General features: G+C 62.9%; 15 protein-coding genes and 1 tRNA gene. 9 read left to right on the top strand and 7 right to left on the bottom strand.

Features of this window, described 5'->3' with window-relative positions; genetic code table 11:
* Nucleotides 1-90 precede the first annotated feature (90 nt).
* From NOF55_RS19160 to NOF55_RS19135, 6 genes are all read left to right on the top strand, one after another.
* A complete protein-coding gene (locus tag NOF55_RS19160) occupies nt 91-657 on the top strand; it encodes a F0F1 ATP synthase subunit delta (RefSeq protein WP_306412723.1) in 567 nt (188 codons plus the stop codon).
* Nucleotides 657-2,186 (top strand): F0F1 ATP synthase subunit alpha, encoded by a 1,530-nt coding sequence (gene atpA, locus NOF55_RS19155; protein WP_306412722.1) that lies wholly within the window; start codon nt 657-659, stop codon nt 2,184-2,186. Before NOF55_RS19160 ends, atpA begins: the two co-directional genes overlap by 1 nt.
* A gap of 25 nt (nt 2,187-2,211) precedes the next feature.
* A complete protein-coding gene (locus NOF55_RS19150; protein ID WP_306412721.1) occupies nt 2,212-3,087 on the top strand; it encodes a F0F1 ATP synthase subunit gamma in 876 nt (291 codons plus the stop codon).
* Nucleotides 3,088-3,110: 23 nt separating this feature from the next.
* Nucleotides 3,111-4,556, top strand: a complete 1,446-nt coding sequence (atpD, locus tag NOF55_RS19145; RefSeq protein ID WP_306412720.1) for a F0F1 ATP synthase subunit beta — start codon at nt 3,111-3,113, stop codon at nt 4,554-4,556.
* A 64-nt stretch (nt 4,557-4,620) separates the two neighbouring features.
* Nucleotides 4,621-5,028 (top strand): F0F1 ATP synthase subunit epsilon, encoded by a 408-nt coding sequence (locus tag NOF55_RS19140; RefSeq protein WP_306412719.1) that lies wholly within the window; start codon nt 4,621-4,623, stop codon nt 5,026-5,028.
* 319 nt (nt 5,029-5,347) lie between these two features.
* The gene (locus NOF55_RS19135) at nt 5,348-6,388 is read left to right on the top strand and encodes a glycoside hydrolase family 25 protein (protein WP_306412718.1); all 1,041 of its coding nucleotides are present in this window, start codon (nt 5,348-5,350) and stop codon (nt 6,386-6,388) included.
* An 8-nt stretch (nt 6,389-6,396) separates the two neighbouring features.
* On the opposite strand, the gene NOF55_RS19130 is transcribed toward NOF55_RS19135, so the two are convergent.
* Together NOF55_RS19130 and NOF55_RS19125 are read right to left on the bottom strand one after the other, a co-directional pair.
* Nucleotides 6,397-6,473 (bottom strand) — tRNA-Arg (locus NOF55_RS19130).
* Nucleotides 6,474-6,542: 69 nt separating this feature from the next.
* On the bottom strand, nt 6,543-7,709 hold the full coding sequence (locus tag NOF55_RS19125) for a M20 aminoacylase family protein (protein WP_306412717.1): 1,167 nt from the start codon (nt 7,707-7,709) through the stop codon (nt 6,543-6,545).
* 173 nt (nt 7,710-7,882) lie between these two features.
* Between NOF55_RS19125 and NOF55_RS19120 the strand changes: the two genes are divergently transcribed.
* The gene (locus NOF55_RS19120) at nt 7,883-9,001 is read left to right on the top strand and encodes a D-alanyl-D-alanine carboxypeptidase family protein (RefSeq protein WP_370869003.1); all 1,119 of its coding nucleotides are present in this window, start codon (nt 7,883-7,885) and stop codon (nt 8,999-9,001) included.
* A gap of 1 nt (nt 9,002) precedes the next feature.
* Entirely contained in the window at nt 9,003-10,163 is a 1,161-nt protein-coding gene (locus NOF55_RS19115) for a CobW family GTP-binding protein (RefSeq protein WP_306412716.1), read from the top strand.
* A 76-nt stretch (nt 10,164-10,239) separates the two neighbouring features.
* On the opposite strand, the gene NOF55_RS19110 is transcribed toward NOF55_RS19115, so the two are convergent.
* Nucleotides 10,240-10,488, bottom strand: a complete 249-nt coding sequence (locus tag NOF55_RS19110) for a helix-turn-helix domain-containing protein (protein ID WP_306412715.1) — start codon at nt 10,486-10,488, stop codon at nt 10,240-10,242.
* A 100-nt stretch (nt 10,489-10,588) separates the two neighbouring features.
* Here NOF55_RS19110 and NOF55_RS19105 point away from each other — a divergent pair, with 100 nt between their 5' ends.
* The gene (locus tag NOF55_RS19105; RefSeq protein WP_306412714.1) at nt 10,589-10,975 is read left to right on the top strand and encodes a hypothetical protein; all 387 of its coding nucleotides are present in this window, start codon (nt 10,589-10,591) and stop codon (nt 10,973-10,975) included.
* A 52-nt stretch (nt 10,976-11,027) separates the two neighbouring features.
* Here NOF55_RS19105 and NOF55_RS19100 read toward each other — a convergent pair whose 3' ends face one another.
* From NOF55_RS19100 to NOF55_RS19085, 4 genes are all read right to left on the bottom strand, one after another.
* Nucleotides 11,028-11,261 carry a sulfurtransferase TusA family protein gene (locus NOF55_RS19100; RefSeq protein WP_306412713.1) on the bottom strand — a complete coding sequence of 78 codons (234 nt, stop codon included), beginning with the start codon at nt 11,259-11,261 and terminating at the stop codon, nt 11,028-11,030.
* Nucleotides 11,258-12,577 carry a L,D-transpeptidase family protein gene (locus tag NOF55_RS19095; protein WP_306412712.1) on the bottom strand — a complete coding sequence of 440 codons (1,320 nt, stop codon included), beginning with the start codon at nt 12,575-12,577 and terminating at the stop codon, nt 11,258-11,260. Before NOF55_RS19095 ends, NOF55_RS19100 begins: the two co-directional genes overlap by 4 nt.
* Nucleotides 12,578-12,776: 199 nt before the next feature.
* A complete protein-coding gene (locus NOF55_RS19090; protein WP_306412711.1) occupies nt 12,777-13,730 on the bottom strand; it encodes an acetyl-CoA carboxylase carboxyltransferase subunit alpha in 954 nt (317 codons plus the stop codon).
* 66 nt (nt 13,731-13,796) lie between these two features.
* Complete coding sequence (locus tag NOF55_RS19085; RefSeq protein ID WP_306412710.1) at nt 13,797-14,753, bottom strand: site-specific tyrosine recombinase XerD; 957 nt, start codon at nt 14,751-14,753, stop codon at nt 13,797-13,799.
* Nucleotides 14,754-14,755: the final 2 nt, after the last annotated feature.

Genomic DNA, 14,755 nt, shown 5'->3' with positions numbered 1-14,755 from the left:
GGCCAATTTCAGGCGAAAATGCAACGAATTCAGAATCTTGTTCAGGGCCTTTCCCGAGGTCCGGGATTCTGGAAGAAAATCAGGGGACTTTTGCCCGTGGCAGACACATCCCAGCTCATTTCCGGTGTTGCCGAACGTTACGCGTCGTCGCTTTTCGACCTCGCTGCCGAGGCCGGCAAGGTCGATGCGGTCGGTGCGGCTCTCGACGGGTTCCAGGCCCTGATCGACGAAAGCGCGGATCTGAAGCGACTGGTGCTCAGCCCGGTGTTTTCCGCCGAAGACCAGTTGAAGGCGCTGTCGGCGCTTTCCGAAAAGATCGGTCTCGACGCTCTGGTTTCGAACTTCCTCAAAGTGGTGGCGGGCAATCGCCGCCTTTTTGCACTTCCCGGCATGATCAGGGCGTATCGACAGATCGCCGCCGCCCATCGCGGCGAGATCACCGCCGAAGTGACATCCGCTCATGCCCTGACGGGCGAGCAGGAAACCGAATTGAAGGCGGCGCTGAAGAGCGTCACCGGTAAGGACGTGGCGCTTTCCGTCACGGTCGAACCGTCGATCCTCGGCGGTCTGATCGTTCAGGTTGGCTCGCGCCAGATCGATACGTCTCTTCGCACCAAACTCTCTACCCTTAAGCTTGCACTGAAAGAGGTTGGCTGATGGATATCCGCGCCGCGGAAATTTCCGCAATTCTGAAAGATCAAATCAAAAACTTTGGCCAGGAAGCCGAGGTCTCCGAAGTCGGCCAGGTTCTCTCCGTCGGCGACGGCATTGCCCGCGTCTACGGTCTGGACAATGTGCAGGCCGGTGAGATGGTCGAGTTCCCCGGCGGCATCCGCGGCATGGCGCTCAACCTCGAAACCGACAATGTCGGCGTCGTCATCTTCGGTTCGGACCGCGACATCAAGGAAGGCGACACGGTCAAGCGCACGGGCGCCATCGTGGACGTTCCGGTCGGTCCGCATCTTCTCGGCCGCGTCGTCGATGCCCTCGGCAATCCGATCGACGGCAAGGGCCCGATCGTTTACGAAAAGCGCGCCCGCGTCGACGTGAAGGCTCCGGGCATCATTCCGCGCAAGTCGGTCCATGAGCCGATGTCCACCGGCATCAAGGCCATCGACGCCCTTATCCCGGTCGGCCGCGGCCAGCGCGAACTCGTGATCGGCGACCGCCAGACCGGCAAGACTGCCATCCTGCTCGACACCTTCCTGAACCAGAAGCCGATCCACGACAACGGCCCGGAAAAGGACAAGCTGTACTGCGTCTACGTTGCCGTCGGCCAGAAGCGCTCCACGGTCGCCCAGTTCGTGAAGGCTCTCGAAGAGCGCGGCGCCCTGCAATATTCGATCATCGTCGCCGCCACGGCTTCCGATCCGGCTCCGATGCAGTATCTCGCTCCGTTCACCGGCTGCGCCATCGGCGAATATTTCCGCGACAACGGCCAGCACGCCCTGATCGGCTATGACGACCTGTCCAAGCAGGCCGTCGCCTATCGCCAGATGTCGCTGCTCCTGCGCCGCCCGCCGGGCCGCGAAGCCTATCCGGGCGACGTCTTCTACCTGCATTCGCGCCTGCTCGAGCGCGCCGCCAAGCTGAACGACGACAACGGCGCCGGTTCGCTGACGGCCCTTCCGGTCATCGAGACGCAGGGCAACGACGTGTCCGCGTTCATTCCGACCAACGTGATCTCGATCACCGATGGCCAGATCTTCCTCGAAACCGACCTGTTCTACCAGGGCATCCGCCCGGCCGTGAACGTCGGCCTGTCGGTTTCGCGCGTCGGCTCGTCGGCCCAGATCAAGGCGATGAAGCAGGTTGCCGGCTCGATCAAGGGTGAACTCGCCCAGTATCGCGAAATGGCCGCCTTCGCCCAGTTCGGTTCAGACCTCGATGCCGCCACCCAGCGCCTGCTGAACCGCGGCGCCCGCCTGACGGAACTCCTGAAGCAGCCGCAGTTCTCGCCGCTGAAGACGGAAGAGCAGGTCGCGGTGATCTTCGCTGGCGTCAACGGCTATCTCGACAAGCTGCCGGTCGCATCCGTCAGCAAGTTCGAGCAGGGCCTGCTCAGCTACCTGCGCTCGGAAGGCAAGTCGATCCTCGACGCCATCCGCACGGAAAAGGCCATCTCGGACGATACGAAGAGCAAGCTCAAGGCGGCGCTCGATACGTTCGCCAAGAACTTCGCCTGATCGGATCAAGCCAGGACGATAAGCGATGCCTTCACTAAAGGACCTCAAAAACCGGATCGCCTCCGTCAAGGCGACGCAGAAGATCACCAAGGCGATGAAAATGGTCGCCGCGGCGAAGCTGCGCCGCGCCCAGGAAGCAGCCGAAGCCGCCCGTCCGTATTCTCAGCGGATGGGTGCGGTGCTTGCCAACATCGCGCAGACTCTTGGCGACGACGACAGCGCGCCGAAGCTGATGACCGGAACCGGCAAGGACGATGTGCATCTGCTCGTCGTCTGCACGGCCGAGCGCGGTCTCTGCGGTGGCTTCAATTCCCAGATCGCGCGTGCCGCGCGCGATCATGCCCGCGCCCTTCTCCGGGCGGGCAAGACGGTGAAGATCCTCACCGTCGGCAAGAAGGGCAACGATATTCTCCGCCGCGAATTCGCTCCGCTCATCATCGACCGGATCGAACTGCGCGACGTCCGCAAGATCGGTTTCGAGAATGCCGATGCCATCGGCAAGAAGATCATCTCTCTCTTCGAGAAGGGTGAATTCGATGTCGCGACGCTGTTCTACTCCGAGTTCAAGTCGGTGATCAGCCAGATCCCGACTGCCTTGCAGCTCATTCCGGCCGCGGCTCCGACCGTTGCCGCGAGCGAGGCCGGAGCGCTCTACGAGTACGAGCCGGATGCCGGGGCGATTCTCGAGGACCTGATTCCGCGCAATATTTCCGTCCAGATTTTCCGCGCCCTGCTGGAAAACGTGGCCGGTGAAATGGGTGCCAAGATGAGCGCGATGGACAACGCTTCGCGCAATGCGGGTGACATGATCCACAAGCTGACGCTTTCCTACAACCGTCAGCGTCAGGCGCAGATCACCAAGGAACTCATCGAAATCATTTCGGGCGCCGAAGCGCTCTGAAGCAAGCAAAAGAGGTAACGAACATGGCTGACGCAGCAGCTTCCAAAGGTAAGGTGACGCAGGTCATCGGCGCCGTCGTCGACGTGGCGTTCGATGGCGAGCTGCCGCCGATCCTGAATGCTCTTGAGACCACCAATGGCGGCAACCGCCTCGTGCTGGAAGTTGCCCAGCATCTCGGTGAAAACGTCGTTCGCACCATCGCGATGGACTCGACCGAAGGTCTCGTCCGCGGCCAGGCCGTCGTCAACACGGGCGCTCCGATCTCCGTTCCGGTCGGCGACGAAACGCTCGGCCGCATCCTGAACGTCATCGGCGAGCCGGTGGACGAAGTCGGTCCGGTCAACACGACCGTCCGCCGTGCCATCCACCAGGAAGCCCCGTCCTACGTCGAACAGTCGACGGAAGGCCAGATCCTCGTGACGGGCATCAAGGTCGTCGACCTTCTGGCGCCTTACGCCAAGGGCGGCAAGATCGGCCTGTTCGGCGGCGCCGGCGTCGGCAAGACCGTTCTCATCATGGAACTGATCAACAACGTCGCCAAGGCGCACGGCGGTTACTCCGTGTTCGCCGGCGTCGGCGAGCGTACCCGCGAGGGCAACGACCTCTACCACGAAATGATCGAATCGCGCGTGAACGTCGATCCGAAGGAAAACGGCGGTTCGGCTGCCGGTTCCAAGTGCGCGCTGGTTTACGGCCAGATGAACGAGCCTCCGGGCGCGCGTGCCCGCGTCGCGCTGACGGGCCTGACGATCGCCGAGCATTTCCGCGATCAGGGCCAGGACGTTCTGTTCTTCGTGGACAACATCTTCCGCTTCACGCAGGCCGGTTCGGAAGTGTCGGCCCTGCTCGGCCGTATTCCTTCGGCCGTGGGCTATCAGCCGACGCTGGCAACCGACATGGGCGCCCTTCAGGAGCGCATCACCACGACGACCAAGGGCTCGATCACCTCGGTTCAGGCCATCTACGTTCCGGCCGACGACCTGACCGACCCGGCTCCGGCAACCTCGTTCGCCCACCTCGACGCCACGACGGTTCTCAACCGCTCGATCGCCGAAAAGGGCATCTACCCGGCCGTCGACCCGCTCGATTCCACGTCGCGCATGCTCAACCCGATGATCATCGGCGAAGAGCATTATGACGTGGCCCGCAAGGTTCAGTCGACCCTCCAGCGCTACAAGGCCCTTCAGGACATCATCGCCATCCTCGGCATGGACGAACTGTCCGAAGACGACAAGCTGACGGTTGCCCGCGCCCGCAAGGTCGAGCGCTTCCTGTCGCAGCCGTTCCACGTCGCTGAAGTCTTCACCGGTTCGCCGGGCAAGCTCGTCTCGCTCGAAGACACGATCAAGGGCTTCAAGGGCCTCGTCAACGGCGACTACGACCACCTGCCGGAAGCGGCCTTCTACATGGTCGGCTCGATCGACGAAGCCATCGAGAAGGCAAAGAAGCTGGCTGCCGAAGCCGCTTGATATTTCGCGGAAGGGGCGCGGTTCGCGCCCTTTCTCCATCCCGATAATGAAGAGTTGAAGCGTCATGGCGGACAATTTCAATTTTGAACTCGTTTCTCCCGAGCGTTTGCTCGTGTCGGAGCAGGCCAGCGAAGTTGTCATTCCGGCAACGGAAGGCGAAATGACGGTGATGGCTCGCCATGCGCCGGCAATGACGACGCTGAAGCCGGGTGTCGTGACGGTGAAATCGGCCGCCGGCCAGACCGTGAAGTATGTCGTGTTCGGCGGTTTTGCGGATATCAACGACACCGGCCTGACCGTTCTGGCCGAATCCGCCGTTCCGGTCGCCGAGTTCAGCGCGGACGATCTTCAGGCCCGTATCGAAACGGCGAAGAAGGAACTGGCCTCGGCCGAAGATCATGAAAAGCGCAACAGCATCGAGGAATTCCTCTCGGAGCTGACGCAGTTGCACGGCGCGGTTATCGCCGGCTGAAAAAGCGGCGCGATAAAGTCTCGCCCACGGAATTGTGATAGGCCGCCCGGCGAATCCGGGCGGCCTTTTCACGTTCGGTTCGAAGGAATCGTTGCGCCGTGAATTGGCATTTTCTTTCAAGTGTATGATTTCGATATCGTAATTTCCGACGTATCTTCACTGCCAGGCTCATCCTCCGCTGGCGGCGTAAAAAAGGGGCGGCAGCGGACCGAGTTACCGTCAGTTTAACATTTTCCGGTAATGCTCTGTTAGTCCTTCAAGCAGAACGGGCGCGTTCGGGCCGGCGGTCCCGCGTCGTTTTACGGCAGAGTGTAGAGTCATGCGTCTTTCTGTCCTTTCCTCATTGCTGATCGGCGGCATTGCGCTTGCCGGATGCCGGTCGTCCTCGCCGGCGGATGTACTTGCCATTACCCCGTCACGGGATATCACCAGTTCGGTAACGGCGAGCGCGCCGGTTCCCAGCGCTGACGTCGGTGCGCAACGCGCCAGCGCGGCAGCGGCGGCGGATACCGTGAACATTCCGCCGAAGCAGGAGGTGCTTGCCTGGGCGGGTTCCGTGCCGCAGGCGTCTTCCATTCTCGAGGATGTCCCCGCGTCGGCGCCCAAGCCTTCGTTGAAGCCGACGATCTCGCCGGACGCGGACCGGGCGGTTCGAAGCCGGATGCGCATCTACAGCCAGCGTTTCGGCGATGCCAAGCCGATCAATTTCGGCAAGGTGACGCCGCGTCATTACGCCGTCCACGGTGTCGATGTATCGCGCTGGCAGGGCGAGATCGACTGGCCCAGGCTGCGGGCGCACGGGGCCAACTTCGCCTATATCAAGGCAACGGACGGTGGCGACCATCTCGATCCCATGTTCCAGACGAACTGGCGGCGGGCCAAGGAGGCCGGTCTGAAGCGGGGCGCCTATCATTTCTTCTACTGGTGCCGGGTGGCGAGCGAGCAGGCATCGTGGTTCATCCGCAACGTGCCGCGCGATCCCGATGCGCTGCCGCCGGTCATCGATGTCGAGTGGAACGGCGATTCCGCCTGCAAGCGACGTCCGTCTCCGCAGCAGGTGCGGGAGAAGATGCAGGTCTTCATGGACATGCTGGAGCGTCATTACGGAAAGCGGCCGGTCATCTATACCGCGCCGGATTTCTATGCCGACAATCTCAAGGGCGCGTTCCAGAACTATCCGTTCTGGCTGCGGGCCGTCGCGCAGCACCCGTCGAAGGTCTATCCGGGCCGCAAATGGGTGTTCTGGCAATATTCAGGCTCGGGCCTGTCGCAGGGCGTCAACGGCAAGATCGACCTCAACGTCTTCCACGGGTCGGAAAGCGAATGGCATCGCTGGCTGGATCGGAACAGCGGCGCATGAGGCGCAAATGGTGATCCCGGCGCGATTCGAACGCGCGACCCCCAGATTAGGAATCTGATGCTCTATCCTGCTGAGCTACGGGACCACTTGCCGCACACATACAAAAGGCCCGGCGATTAGCCAAGCCTTTTGTTTGCCGATGACGCTCTTCGGTTCAGTCCGTCAGGCGGCTTTCGGCCAGGCGCACCCAGTAGGACACGCCGCTGGCGATGATTTCGTCGTTGAAGTCGTAACCGGGATTGTGCAGCCCCGCGCTTTCGCCGTTGCCGATGAAGATGAAGGCGCCGGGGCGTTCCTTCAGCATGAAGGAGAAGTCCTCGCCGGCCATCGAGGGCGCCACGTCCGAATCGACATGGGCGGCACCGGCGATTTCGCGGGCGACGGCCGCCGCATGGTCCGTCTCGGCGGCGTGGTTGACCGTGACCGGGCAATTCCGTTCGTAGCGCAGTTCGCCCACCGCGCCGTGGGTGGCGGCGATGCCTTCGACGATCTGGCGCATGCGTTCCTCCGTCTGGTCCTGAACGGCTTCGTTCAGCGTGCGGACCGTGCCGGCGATCTCGGCGTCCGGCGGAATGATGTTGTGCGCCGTGCCCGAGATGAATTTCGTGACGGACACGACGACCGATTCCAGCGGATCGATGTTGCGGGCGGCGATGATCTGGAGGTTCGAGACGATCTGGGCGCCGATCACGATCGGGTCGATGGCCCGGTTCGGCTGGGCGGCGTGGCCGCCGCGGCCGGAAATGCGGATGGTGAACTTGTCGGGGGCGGCCATGATCCCGCCCTTGCGGATGGCGAAATGGCCGGCCGCGATGCCCGGCATGTTGTGCATGCCGTAGACTTCGCCGATGTCGAAGCGCTCCATCAGGCCGTCCTGGACCATCGCCAGCGCCCCGGCGCCGCCTTCTTCGGCGGGCTGGAAGACCACAGCGACGCGCCCGTTGAAATTCCGCGTTTCGGCCAGATATTTCGCGGCGCCCAGCAGCATCGCCATGTGGCCGTCATGGCCGCAGGCGTGCATGCGGCCCGGAATCTTCGACGCCCACGGCTTGCCCGTGACTTCATCGACCGGCAGGGCATCCATATCGGCGCGCAGGCCGATGGTGCGGCCCGTGCTGCCGCCGCGGCCGTTGATGATGCCCACGACACCCGTGCGGCCGATTCCGGTCACGATCTCGTCAACGCCGAATTCCTGGAGCTTGCCGGCGACGAAGGCCGCCGTTCCGGTCACGTCGTAGAGGATTTCAGGATTTTCGTGGAGATGTCGCCGCCATTCGGTCACTTCCGTCTGAAGTTCGGCGGCGCGGTTCAAAATGGGCATTAGCTGTTCCTGTCGTTATCTGGCGGCAAATCATACGGAATCGTCTCCTCCATCCCGTTCAGTTTGCGCCTTGTAATTGACCTAATCAATCGTCTTTGCCATTGCTTGGACACATAGGGTAAATATCCCGACGCTTTCAATGTGCATCGCCCGCGATCAATGAGGAACAGGCCGTGTTCAAATCACGCTTTCGCGTATTCACCACCCTTGTGCTCGCCGGCGCCGTGGCGGCCGGCGGCGCGCTGGCCGGGCGCGATACGGCGCTGGCCAATCCCTATATCGTCGTCGATGTGAAGTCCGGACAGGTGATCGAGCATTCCGATGCGTTCCGCAAATGGTATCCGGCCTCGCTGACGAAGCTGATGACGGCCTATCTGGCGTTCCGCGCGCTGAAGGCCGGACGGATGACGCTGGAGACGCCGGTGGTCATGTCGCAGCGCGCCGCAAGTGCGGCACCCAGCAAGACCTTCTTCCGCGCCGGCTCGCAGGTGACGCTGGACAACGCGCTGAAGCTGCTGATCGTGAAATCGGCCAACGATATCGCGATTGCCATTGCGGAGGCGGTCAGCGGTTCGCAGGAGGCGTTCATTGCCGCGATGAATGCCGAGGCGGCCCGGCTGGGCATGACCTCGACCCGCTTCGTCAATCCGAACGGCCTGCCCGGCAAGGGGCAATATTCCACGGCGCGGGACATCGCCCTGCTGGCGGTGGCCATCAAGCGCGAGTTTCCGCAATATTCCTCCTATTTCTCGCTGGAAGGCGTTGATACGGGCAAGAACAGCTACGGCAACTACAACATGCTGATCGGCCGCTTCAGCGGCGCCGATGGCATGAAGACCGGTTTCATCTGCGCCTCGGGCTTTAATCAGGTGTCGTCGGCGACGCGGAACGGCCGCAGCGTCGTTTCCGTCGTGCTGGGCGAGGACAGCCTTGCCGCCCGCACGGAGCGCTCCGCCGCGCTTTTGCAGAAGGCGCTGACCACCGCCGGCTCCGGCGTTCCGCTGGCCAGGCTTGCGCCCTACGGCGATTACGGCGCCGACGTCGCGGATATCAGCGCCCAGATCTGCAATCCGCAAGCCGCCAAGGTCCGTTCGGAAGGGCGCGACGAGGCCGGTCGCATGATCATCAAGTCGCCCTATGTCCGCGAGATGGAGCGTCCGCCGCTCTATTCCTTCGCGGGCGTCATTCCCGGCACAGAGCCGTCGCCGCCCGAGCCGAAGAAGGCCGGCAATGCAGCCCGGGTCACGCTGCCCGCGAAAGTGGCGGTGCCGGTTCCGCGTCCGGTGAACTGAGATGCAGGCGCGCATTCCCGTTTCCATCGTCACCGGCTTTCTCGGCGCCGGCAAGTCGACATTGCTGAACCGGCTTCTCAAGGATCCGGCGATGAAGGATGCGGCGGTCATCGTCAACGAGTTCGGCGATGTCGGCATCGATCATCTTCTGGTCGAATCCTCCGGCGACTCGGTCATCGAACTGTCCGACGGCTGCCTGTGCTGCACGATGCGCGGCGACTTGATCGATACGCTGGGCGAGCTGATGGATCGCATCCAGACGGGCAGGCTGAAGCCCCTGAAGCGGATCGTCGTGGAAACGACGGGCCTTGCCGATCCCGTGCCGGTCATGCAGTCGGTGATCGGGCATCCGGTTCTGATGCAGAATTTCGACCTCGACGGGATCGTCACGGTCGTCGACGCGGTCAACGGGCTGGCGACGCTCGATGCCCATCCGGAATCCGTGCGTCAGGCCGCGGTCGCCGACAGGCTGGTGCTGACCAAGCGATCGCTGGCGCAAGCCGCCGCCGTGGATCGCCTCGTCGCGCGCCTCAGGGCGCTCAACCCGCGCGCGGCGATGACGGATGCGGAGAGCGAAGGCGCGGACGCGGCGTCGCTGCTGGTGAACGGCCTCTACGATCCGCAGAGCAAGCATCCGGACGTCGGGCGCTGGCTGCATGAGGAGGCTGCCGGCGAGGACGATCATCACCACCACGACCATGAGCACGGGCCGGATTGCGGCTGCGGCCATCATCATGACGGCGAACATTCTCACCACGGCCATCATGATCACCATCATCGGCATGCCGACGATATCCGTTCGTTCTCCATCGTTCACGACCGGCCGGTCGATCCGACGGCGCTCGAAATGTTCGTGGATCTGCTGCGGTCCGCGCATGGGGAGAAGCTGCTACGGATGAAGGCGGTGGTGCAGACCTCTGACCGTCCCGACAGGCCGCTGGTGCTGCACGGGGTGCAGAGCATTTTCCATCCGCCGGTGCGGCTGGCGGCCTGGCCTGACCCCGCCGACCAGCGCTCCCGGCTGGTGCTGATCACCAAGGGGCTGCCGGAAGCCTTCGTGCGCGATCTCTTCGCCGCCTTCACCGGCCGGCCTTCCGTCGACACGCCCGACCGGGCGGCGCTTTCCGACAATCCGCTGGCAGTACCGGGCGTGAAGTTCTAGGTGACACACCCCCGCATCGTCATGCTATTTTCCGGTGGTACTCCTATCGCGCTACGGATTGATGATGGCGTGCGTGTCAGCGGTGCGACTTTTTCCGGCCGCTTTTTAGAACCTTAAGCTTTTCGGCGTTTTCCGGCGGTTCCTGAAATAACTCCGCGATTTTGCAGTCGAGTGCGCCCGCTATTTTTTGCAGCGTTTCAATCGTCGGATTTTTCGATCCCCTTTCCAGATGGCCGACATAGGCGCGCTCGACGCCCGCGCTTAAGGCGAGATCGTCTTGCGCAATGCCTCTCAAGACCCTGATGCGACGAATATTCCAAGCCACGATAAATCTGACGTCCATAAATGAACGTCAGCATTTGACTATTCATGAAACCACGTATTATAGAACCATGAATTAATTGATTACCGAAAAGGGGGTAATTATGGCGTATCCAATTCAACTTATCGAGCCGGTTACGGGGCGTGTGGCGCTGGGCTATCACGGGTTTTCCTGGACGACCTTATTCTTCGGTCCGTTGCCCGCGCTGCTCCGCGGCCATGTCATCGGATTTTTCGGGATGCTGGCCATAGACATTTGCACTATGGGGCTGGCTCTGCTGATTTTTCCGTTCTTTTACAACAAGTGGCACTTCAACTGGCTTATGAGAAAAGGATACCGGGTGGGCAGCTCAGGTGTTGGAGGAGCCGTGTCCGGTGCGTCCTCCAATAGCCAGAACGTCATCAATGTCACCGTGGGCAGCTTGTCGCCCCAGCCTGCGGCAGCTTTGGCCAATGGTGAAGACACATCTTCCCCAGCGACCTCGTCTTGAGGGAAAGCGTTGACGGTGGGTTAGGGGCCTGTTCGCGGCGAACGCAGCGGGGCTAACGCTTCCGGATATGGAAACGGTGGCCGGCTTCCGTCTTTTCCGACGATAGCAAGGTGTGGCCGTCCTCGTTGCACATGTGGGGAATGTCGATTGCGGCCAGCGGGTCTGTGGTTTCCACGATCAGTTCCGCGCCGCCGGGAAGCGTGGCCAGCCGCTTGCGGCTGCGCAAAACCGGCAGGGGGCATTTCAGCCCCCTGAGATCGTAAAGCGTTGCGGACGGTCCGGTCACTGACGTGCCCAGAATTTCCAGCGCGAGGTTTTCTGGTTCACACCCGGGGTCGCCGGGGCATCCGCCGCATCGGCGGCAGCCACGAGGGCGGGGATGGTCGGGTTCGGAACGGGGACCGGAACGCTGCCGGTGGTGGTCGCGGCAACGGTGGGTGCCGTTGCGGCGGATGCGGCAGCCGAAGCGACGGCAGCCTGCTGGCGTGCCGTGGCGGAGGCCGCATCGGTCCGGGGTGTTTCAACGGAGGCGGTCGCCGTCTCGGAACCACCGGACGGCGCTGCCGGCGCGGGCCGCGGGGCGCGGCCGCCGGGCCGGGTGGGATCGAACTCGGAAAGCTTGACGAGGCGGCCTGCTTTCAACGCCGGGCCGGTCGGGGCGAAGGCCAGATCCTTGCCCTTGCGCTGGTCGGCCACGAGCGCCTTGCGTTCCGCTTCGGTCGGATCGTACCAGGCAACGTCGTCATATTTGGCGACAGCCTTCCTGTAGGCCGCCTCGTAGGTCTTGTTGTAGTTGTCGAGTGCGGCCTGCAAGGTTGCGGGCGTGGACATCGCCGGGCAGGCGCCGGTCGGGTTGAGCGCACCGCCCGCCTGCTTGTTGAAGACATATTTGCGGTCGCAGACGGCGACTTCCGGCGGCCGCTTGGTGATCTCGAAGTGGTCGTAGCCGGCCTTCAGCATCTTCCAGAACTCGAAGTGCTCGCTGTGCCGATGGCGGGCCATGTTTTCCGCGGTCATGCGGAAGGGGAAGGCCTGAAGCTGGATGTTCTGCTGGCCGCCCTTGAAAGCGTCGCGGGCGAAGGCCCAGATCTCGAGAATCTGCGCATCCGTCATCGAATAGCAGCCCGACGACGAGCAGGCCCCGTGGATCATCAGGTTGGTGCCGGTGCGACTGTTGGCCGCATCGTAGCGGTTGGGAAATCCGGTGTTGATCGCGAGGAAATACTGCGAATAGGGGTTCATGTTCGCCCGCGACAGCGGGTAGAACCCTTCGGGCGCCTGACGGTCGCCTTCCTTGACCTTGGGTCCGAGGCGGCCCGACCAGGCGCAGATCCTGTAGTCCCTGATCTTCTCGAAGCGGTTGTCCGCCCGGGCCTTCCAGATTTCCAGAACGCCTTCTTCCTTGAAGATGCGGATCGCGATCGGCGCGTTGCGGTCCATGCCCTTCGCCTTCATCTCGGAGACGATGCGATCGGGCAGGGGGTGTTCCGTCTTGTTCCTGACGTTCTTGACGTAGCCGGGATCGATGGCGTCGAGACTGTCATTACAGCCGGCCAGGACGGCCGCCATCAGGGAGAGGGTTACGACATTTCTCAAGCGCATTGCGAATTACCCGGTCTTCGAGTTGCGGCGCAGGTTTTACCATCCGCCATCCGTTCCGCAAATATAGAGCATTCGCCTTCACAAAAACTTAACCTTGTCGCCGGCGTCTGGCCCTCACCACTTTGTTACCGACGGATTGAAGCGTCAATATGGCCGAGGCGGGCCGCCGCGGTCGCGCCCGGCAGCGCCCTGCCGGGCATCAGAGATTGCGTCCGATATCCAGGAATTTCTGGCGGCGCTCGTCGCGCAGCTCGGTCCCGGAAAGCGGGCCGAGCGCGGCCAGCGCGGCGGCAATCACGTCGCCGGTTTCGGTGATGACCTTTTCGGCATGGCGATGGGCGCCGCCGGTCGGCTCCTTGATGATGCCGTCGATGATGCCGAGGCTCTTCAGGTCTTCCGCCGTGATCTTCATGTTGGTCGCGGCTTCCTTGGCGCGGCTCGAATCACGCCAGAGAATGGAGGCGGCGCCTTCCGGCGAGATGACCGAATAGATGGCATGTTCCAGCATGTAGACGCGGTTGCCGGTGGCGATGGCGATGGCGCCGCCCGAACCGCCTTCGCCGATGACGACGGAGACGATCGGCACCTTGACCTGGAGACACATCTCGGTGGAGCGGGCGATGGCCTCGGCCTGGCCGCGCTCTTCCGCGCCGACGCCCGGATAGGCGCCCGCGGTATCGACCAGCGTCACGATGGGCAGGCCGAAGCGGTCGGCCAGTTCCATGACGCGGACGGCCTTGCGGTATCCTTCCGGGCGCGGGCTGCCGAAATTGTGCAGGATGCGCGTCTTGGTGTCGTGGCCCTTTTCCTGGCCGAGGACCGCGACCGGCTGGCCGCGGAAGCGGGCAAGGCCGGCCTGGATGGCGGCGTCCTCGGAAAACTTGCGGTCGCCGGCCAGCGGCGTGAAATCGGTGAACAGATTGGCGGCATAGTCGATGAAATGCGGACGTTGCGGATGGCGGGCGACCTGCGTCTTCTGCCAGGCGTTCAGCCGGCCGTAGATATCGACCATCGCTTCGTTGACGCGGGTCTCGAGACGGGTGATCTCGTCGGAGATGTCGATGCTCTCGTCTTCTGCCTTCAGCTTTTTCAGTTCGTGAATTTTGGCTTCGAGGTCGGAGATCGGCTTTTCAAAGTCGAGATAGTGATGCATGACATCCACTTCCAATCGTTTTGTCCGGTGCCGCGGACAGTGCTCCCGTCATTCGTTTCGGGGTCTCTAATCCGGCTTTTTACCCTGTTTGGCAAGGGGGTGATGGGTCTGAACGAGCTGTTGCAGCCTTTCTTCCAGCACGTGGGTATAGATTTGTGTCGTCGATATGTCGGAATGGCCGAGCAGTTCCTGCACGGCGCGCAGGTCGGCCCCGTTCTGTAAAAGATGGCTCGCGAAGGCATGCCGCAGCACATGCGGCGAGAGCAGGGAAGGCGAGAGCCCGGCCCGGATCGCAAGGTCCTTCAGGTCGCGCGCGAAGACCTGGCGCGGCAGGTGGCCTTCCTTCGAAGCCGCGGGAAACAGCCACGGGCTGTCCTTCAGCCGCGCGTCGGTTTCCGCGGCTGCCGCCAGGGCGGCACCATATTCCCGCAGGGCGGCGATGGCGGCGCGCGACAGCGGCACCAGCCGTTCCTTCGCGCCCTTGCCGCGGATGACGAGAAAGCGGCCTTCCTCGCCCAATACCCGGGCGGGCAGGGCCAGCAGCTCGCTGACGCGCATTCCCGTCGCATAGAGCAGTTCCACGAGTGCCAGCATGCGCAGCCGTTTCAGCCGTTCCTCCGGCTGGGCGGCCTCGGCCTCCTTCGCGGCGCAGTCGAGCAGCCGCGTCACCTGATCGACCCCCATCGTCTTCGGCAGGGGGCGGCCTTTTTTCGGAGCGTCCAGAATGGCGGAGGGGTCGTCGGTGCGCAGGCCCTCGGCATAGAGGAATTTCGAGAACTGGCGCAGCGACGACAGCTTGCGCGCCTGCGACGTGGTTTTCAGCCCCTCGCCCGCAAGGCGGGTCATATAGGCGGAAAGATCGGCCGATCCGGCTTCCAGCATGCCGGTTCCGCGCTGTTTCAGGAAGGTGCGCAGATCCTCGAGGTCGCGGCGATAGGCCGCGAGCGTGTTCACCGATGCGCCGCGTTCGGCGCTCAGCATTTCGAGGAAGGCCTCGATATGGGCTGCGTCGAGACTGGCCATCG

The sequence above is a fragment of the Ectorhizobium quercum genome, assembly GCF_026552795.1.
Lineage (GTDB): Bacteria > Pseudomonadota > Alphaproteobacteria > Rhizobiales > Rhizobiaceae > Ectorhizobium > Ectorhizobium quercum.
This window is presented reverse-complemented; position numbering and strand designations above follow the sequence as displayed.

What these genes read in the sequence shown, in the direction of transcription:
- atpA (WP_306412722.1), top strand. Translation starts at nt 657, where the DNA reads ATGGATATCCGCGCCGCGGAAATTTCCGCAATTCTGAAAGATCAAATC.
- NOF55_RS19150 (WP_306412721.1), top strand. Translation starts at nt 2,212, where the DNA reads ATGCCTTCACTAAAGGACCTCAAAAACCGGATCGCCTCCGTCAAGGCG.
- atpD (WP_306412720.1), top strand. Translation starts at nt 3,111, where the DNA reads ATGGCTGACGCAGCAGCTTCCAAAGGTAAGGTGACGCAGGTCATCGGC.
- NOF55_RS19140 (WP_306412719.1), top strand. Translation starts at nt 4,621, where the DNA reads ATGGCGGACAATTTCAATTTTGAACTCGTTTCTCCCGAGCGTTTGCTC.
- NOF55_RS19135 (WP_306412718.1), top strand. Translation starts at nt 5,348, where the DNA reads ATGCGTCTTTCTGTCCTTTCCTCATTGCTGATCGGCGGCATTGCGCTT.
- NOF55_RS19125 (WP_306412717.1), bottom strand. Translation starts at nt 7,709, where the DNA reads ATGCCCATTTTGAACCGCGCCGCCGAACTTCAGACGGAAGTGACCGAA.
- NOF55_RS19115 (WP_306412716.1), top strand. Translation starts at nt 9,003, where the DNA reads ATGCAGGCGCGCATTCCCGTTTCCATCGTCACCGGCTTTCTCGGCGCC.
- NOF55_RS19105 (WP_306412714.1), top strand. Translation starts at nt 10,589, where the DNA reads ATGGCGTATCCAATTCAACTTATCGAGCCGGTTACGGGGCGTGTGGCG.
- NOF55_RS19095 (WP_306412712.1), bottom strand. Translation starts at nt 12,577, where the DNA reads ATGCGCTTGAGAAATGTCGTAACCCTCTCCCTGATGGCGGCCGTCCTG.
- NOF55_RS19090 (WP_306412711.1), bottom strand. Translation starts at nt 13,730, where the DNA reads ATGCATCACTATCTCGACTTTGAAAAGCCGATCTCCGACCTCGAAGCC.
- NOF55_RS19085 (WP_306412710.1), bottom strand. Translation starts at nt 14,753, where the DNA reads ATGGCCAGTCTCGACGCAGCCCATATCGAGGCCTTCCTCGAAATGCTG.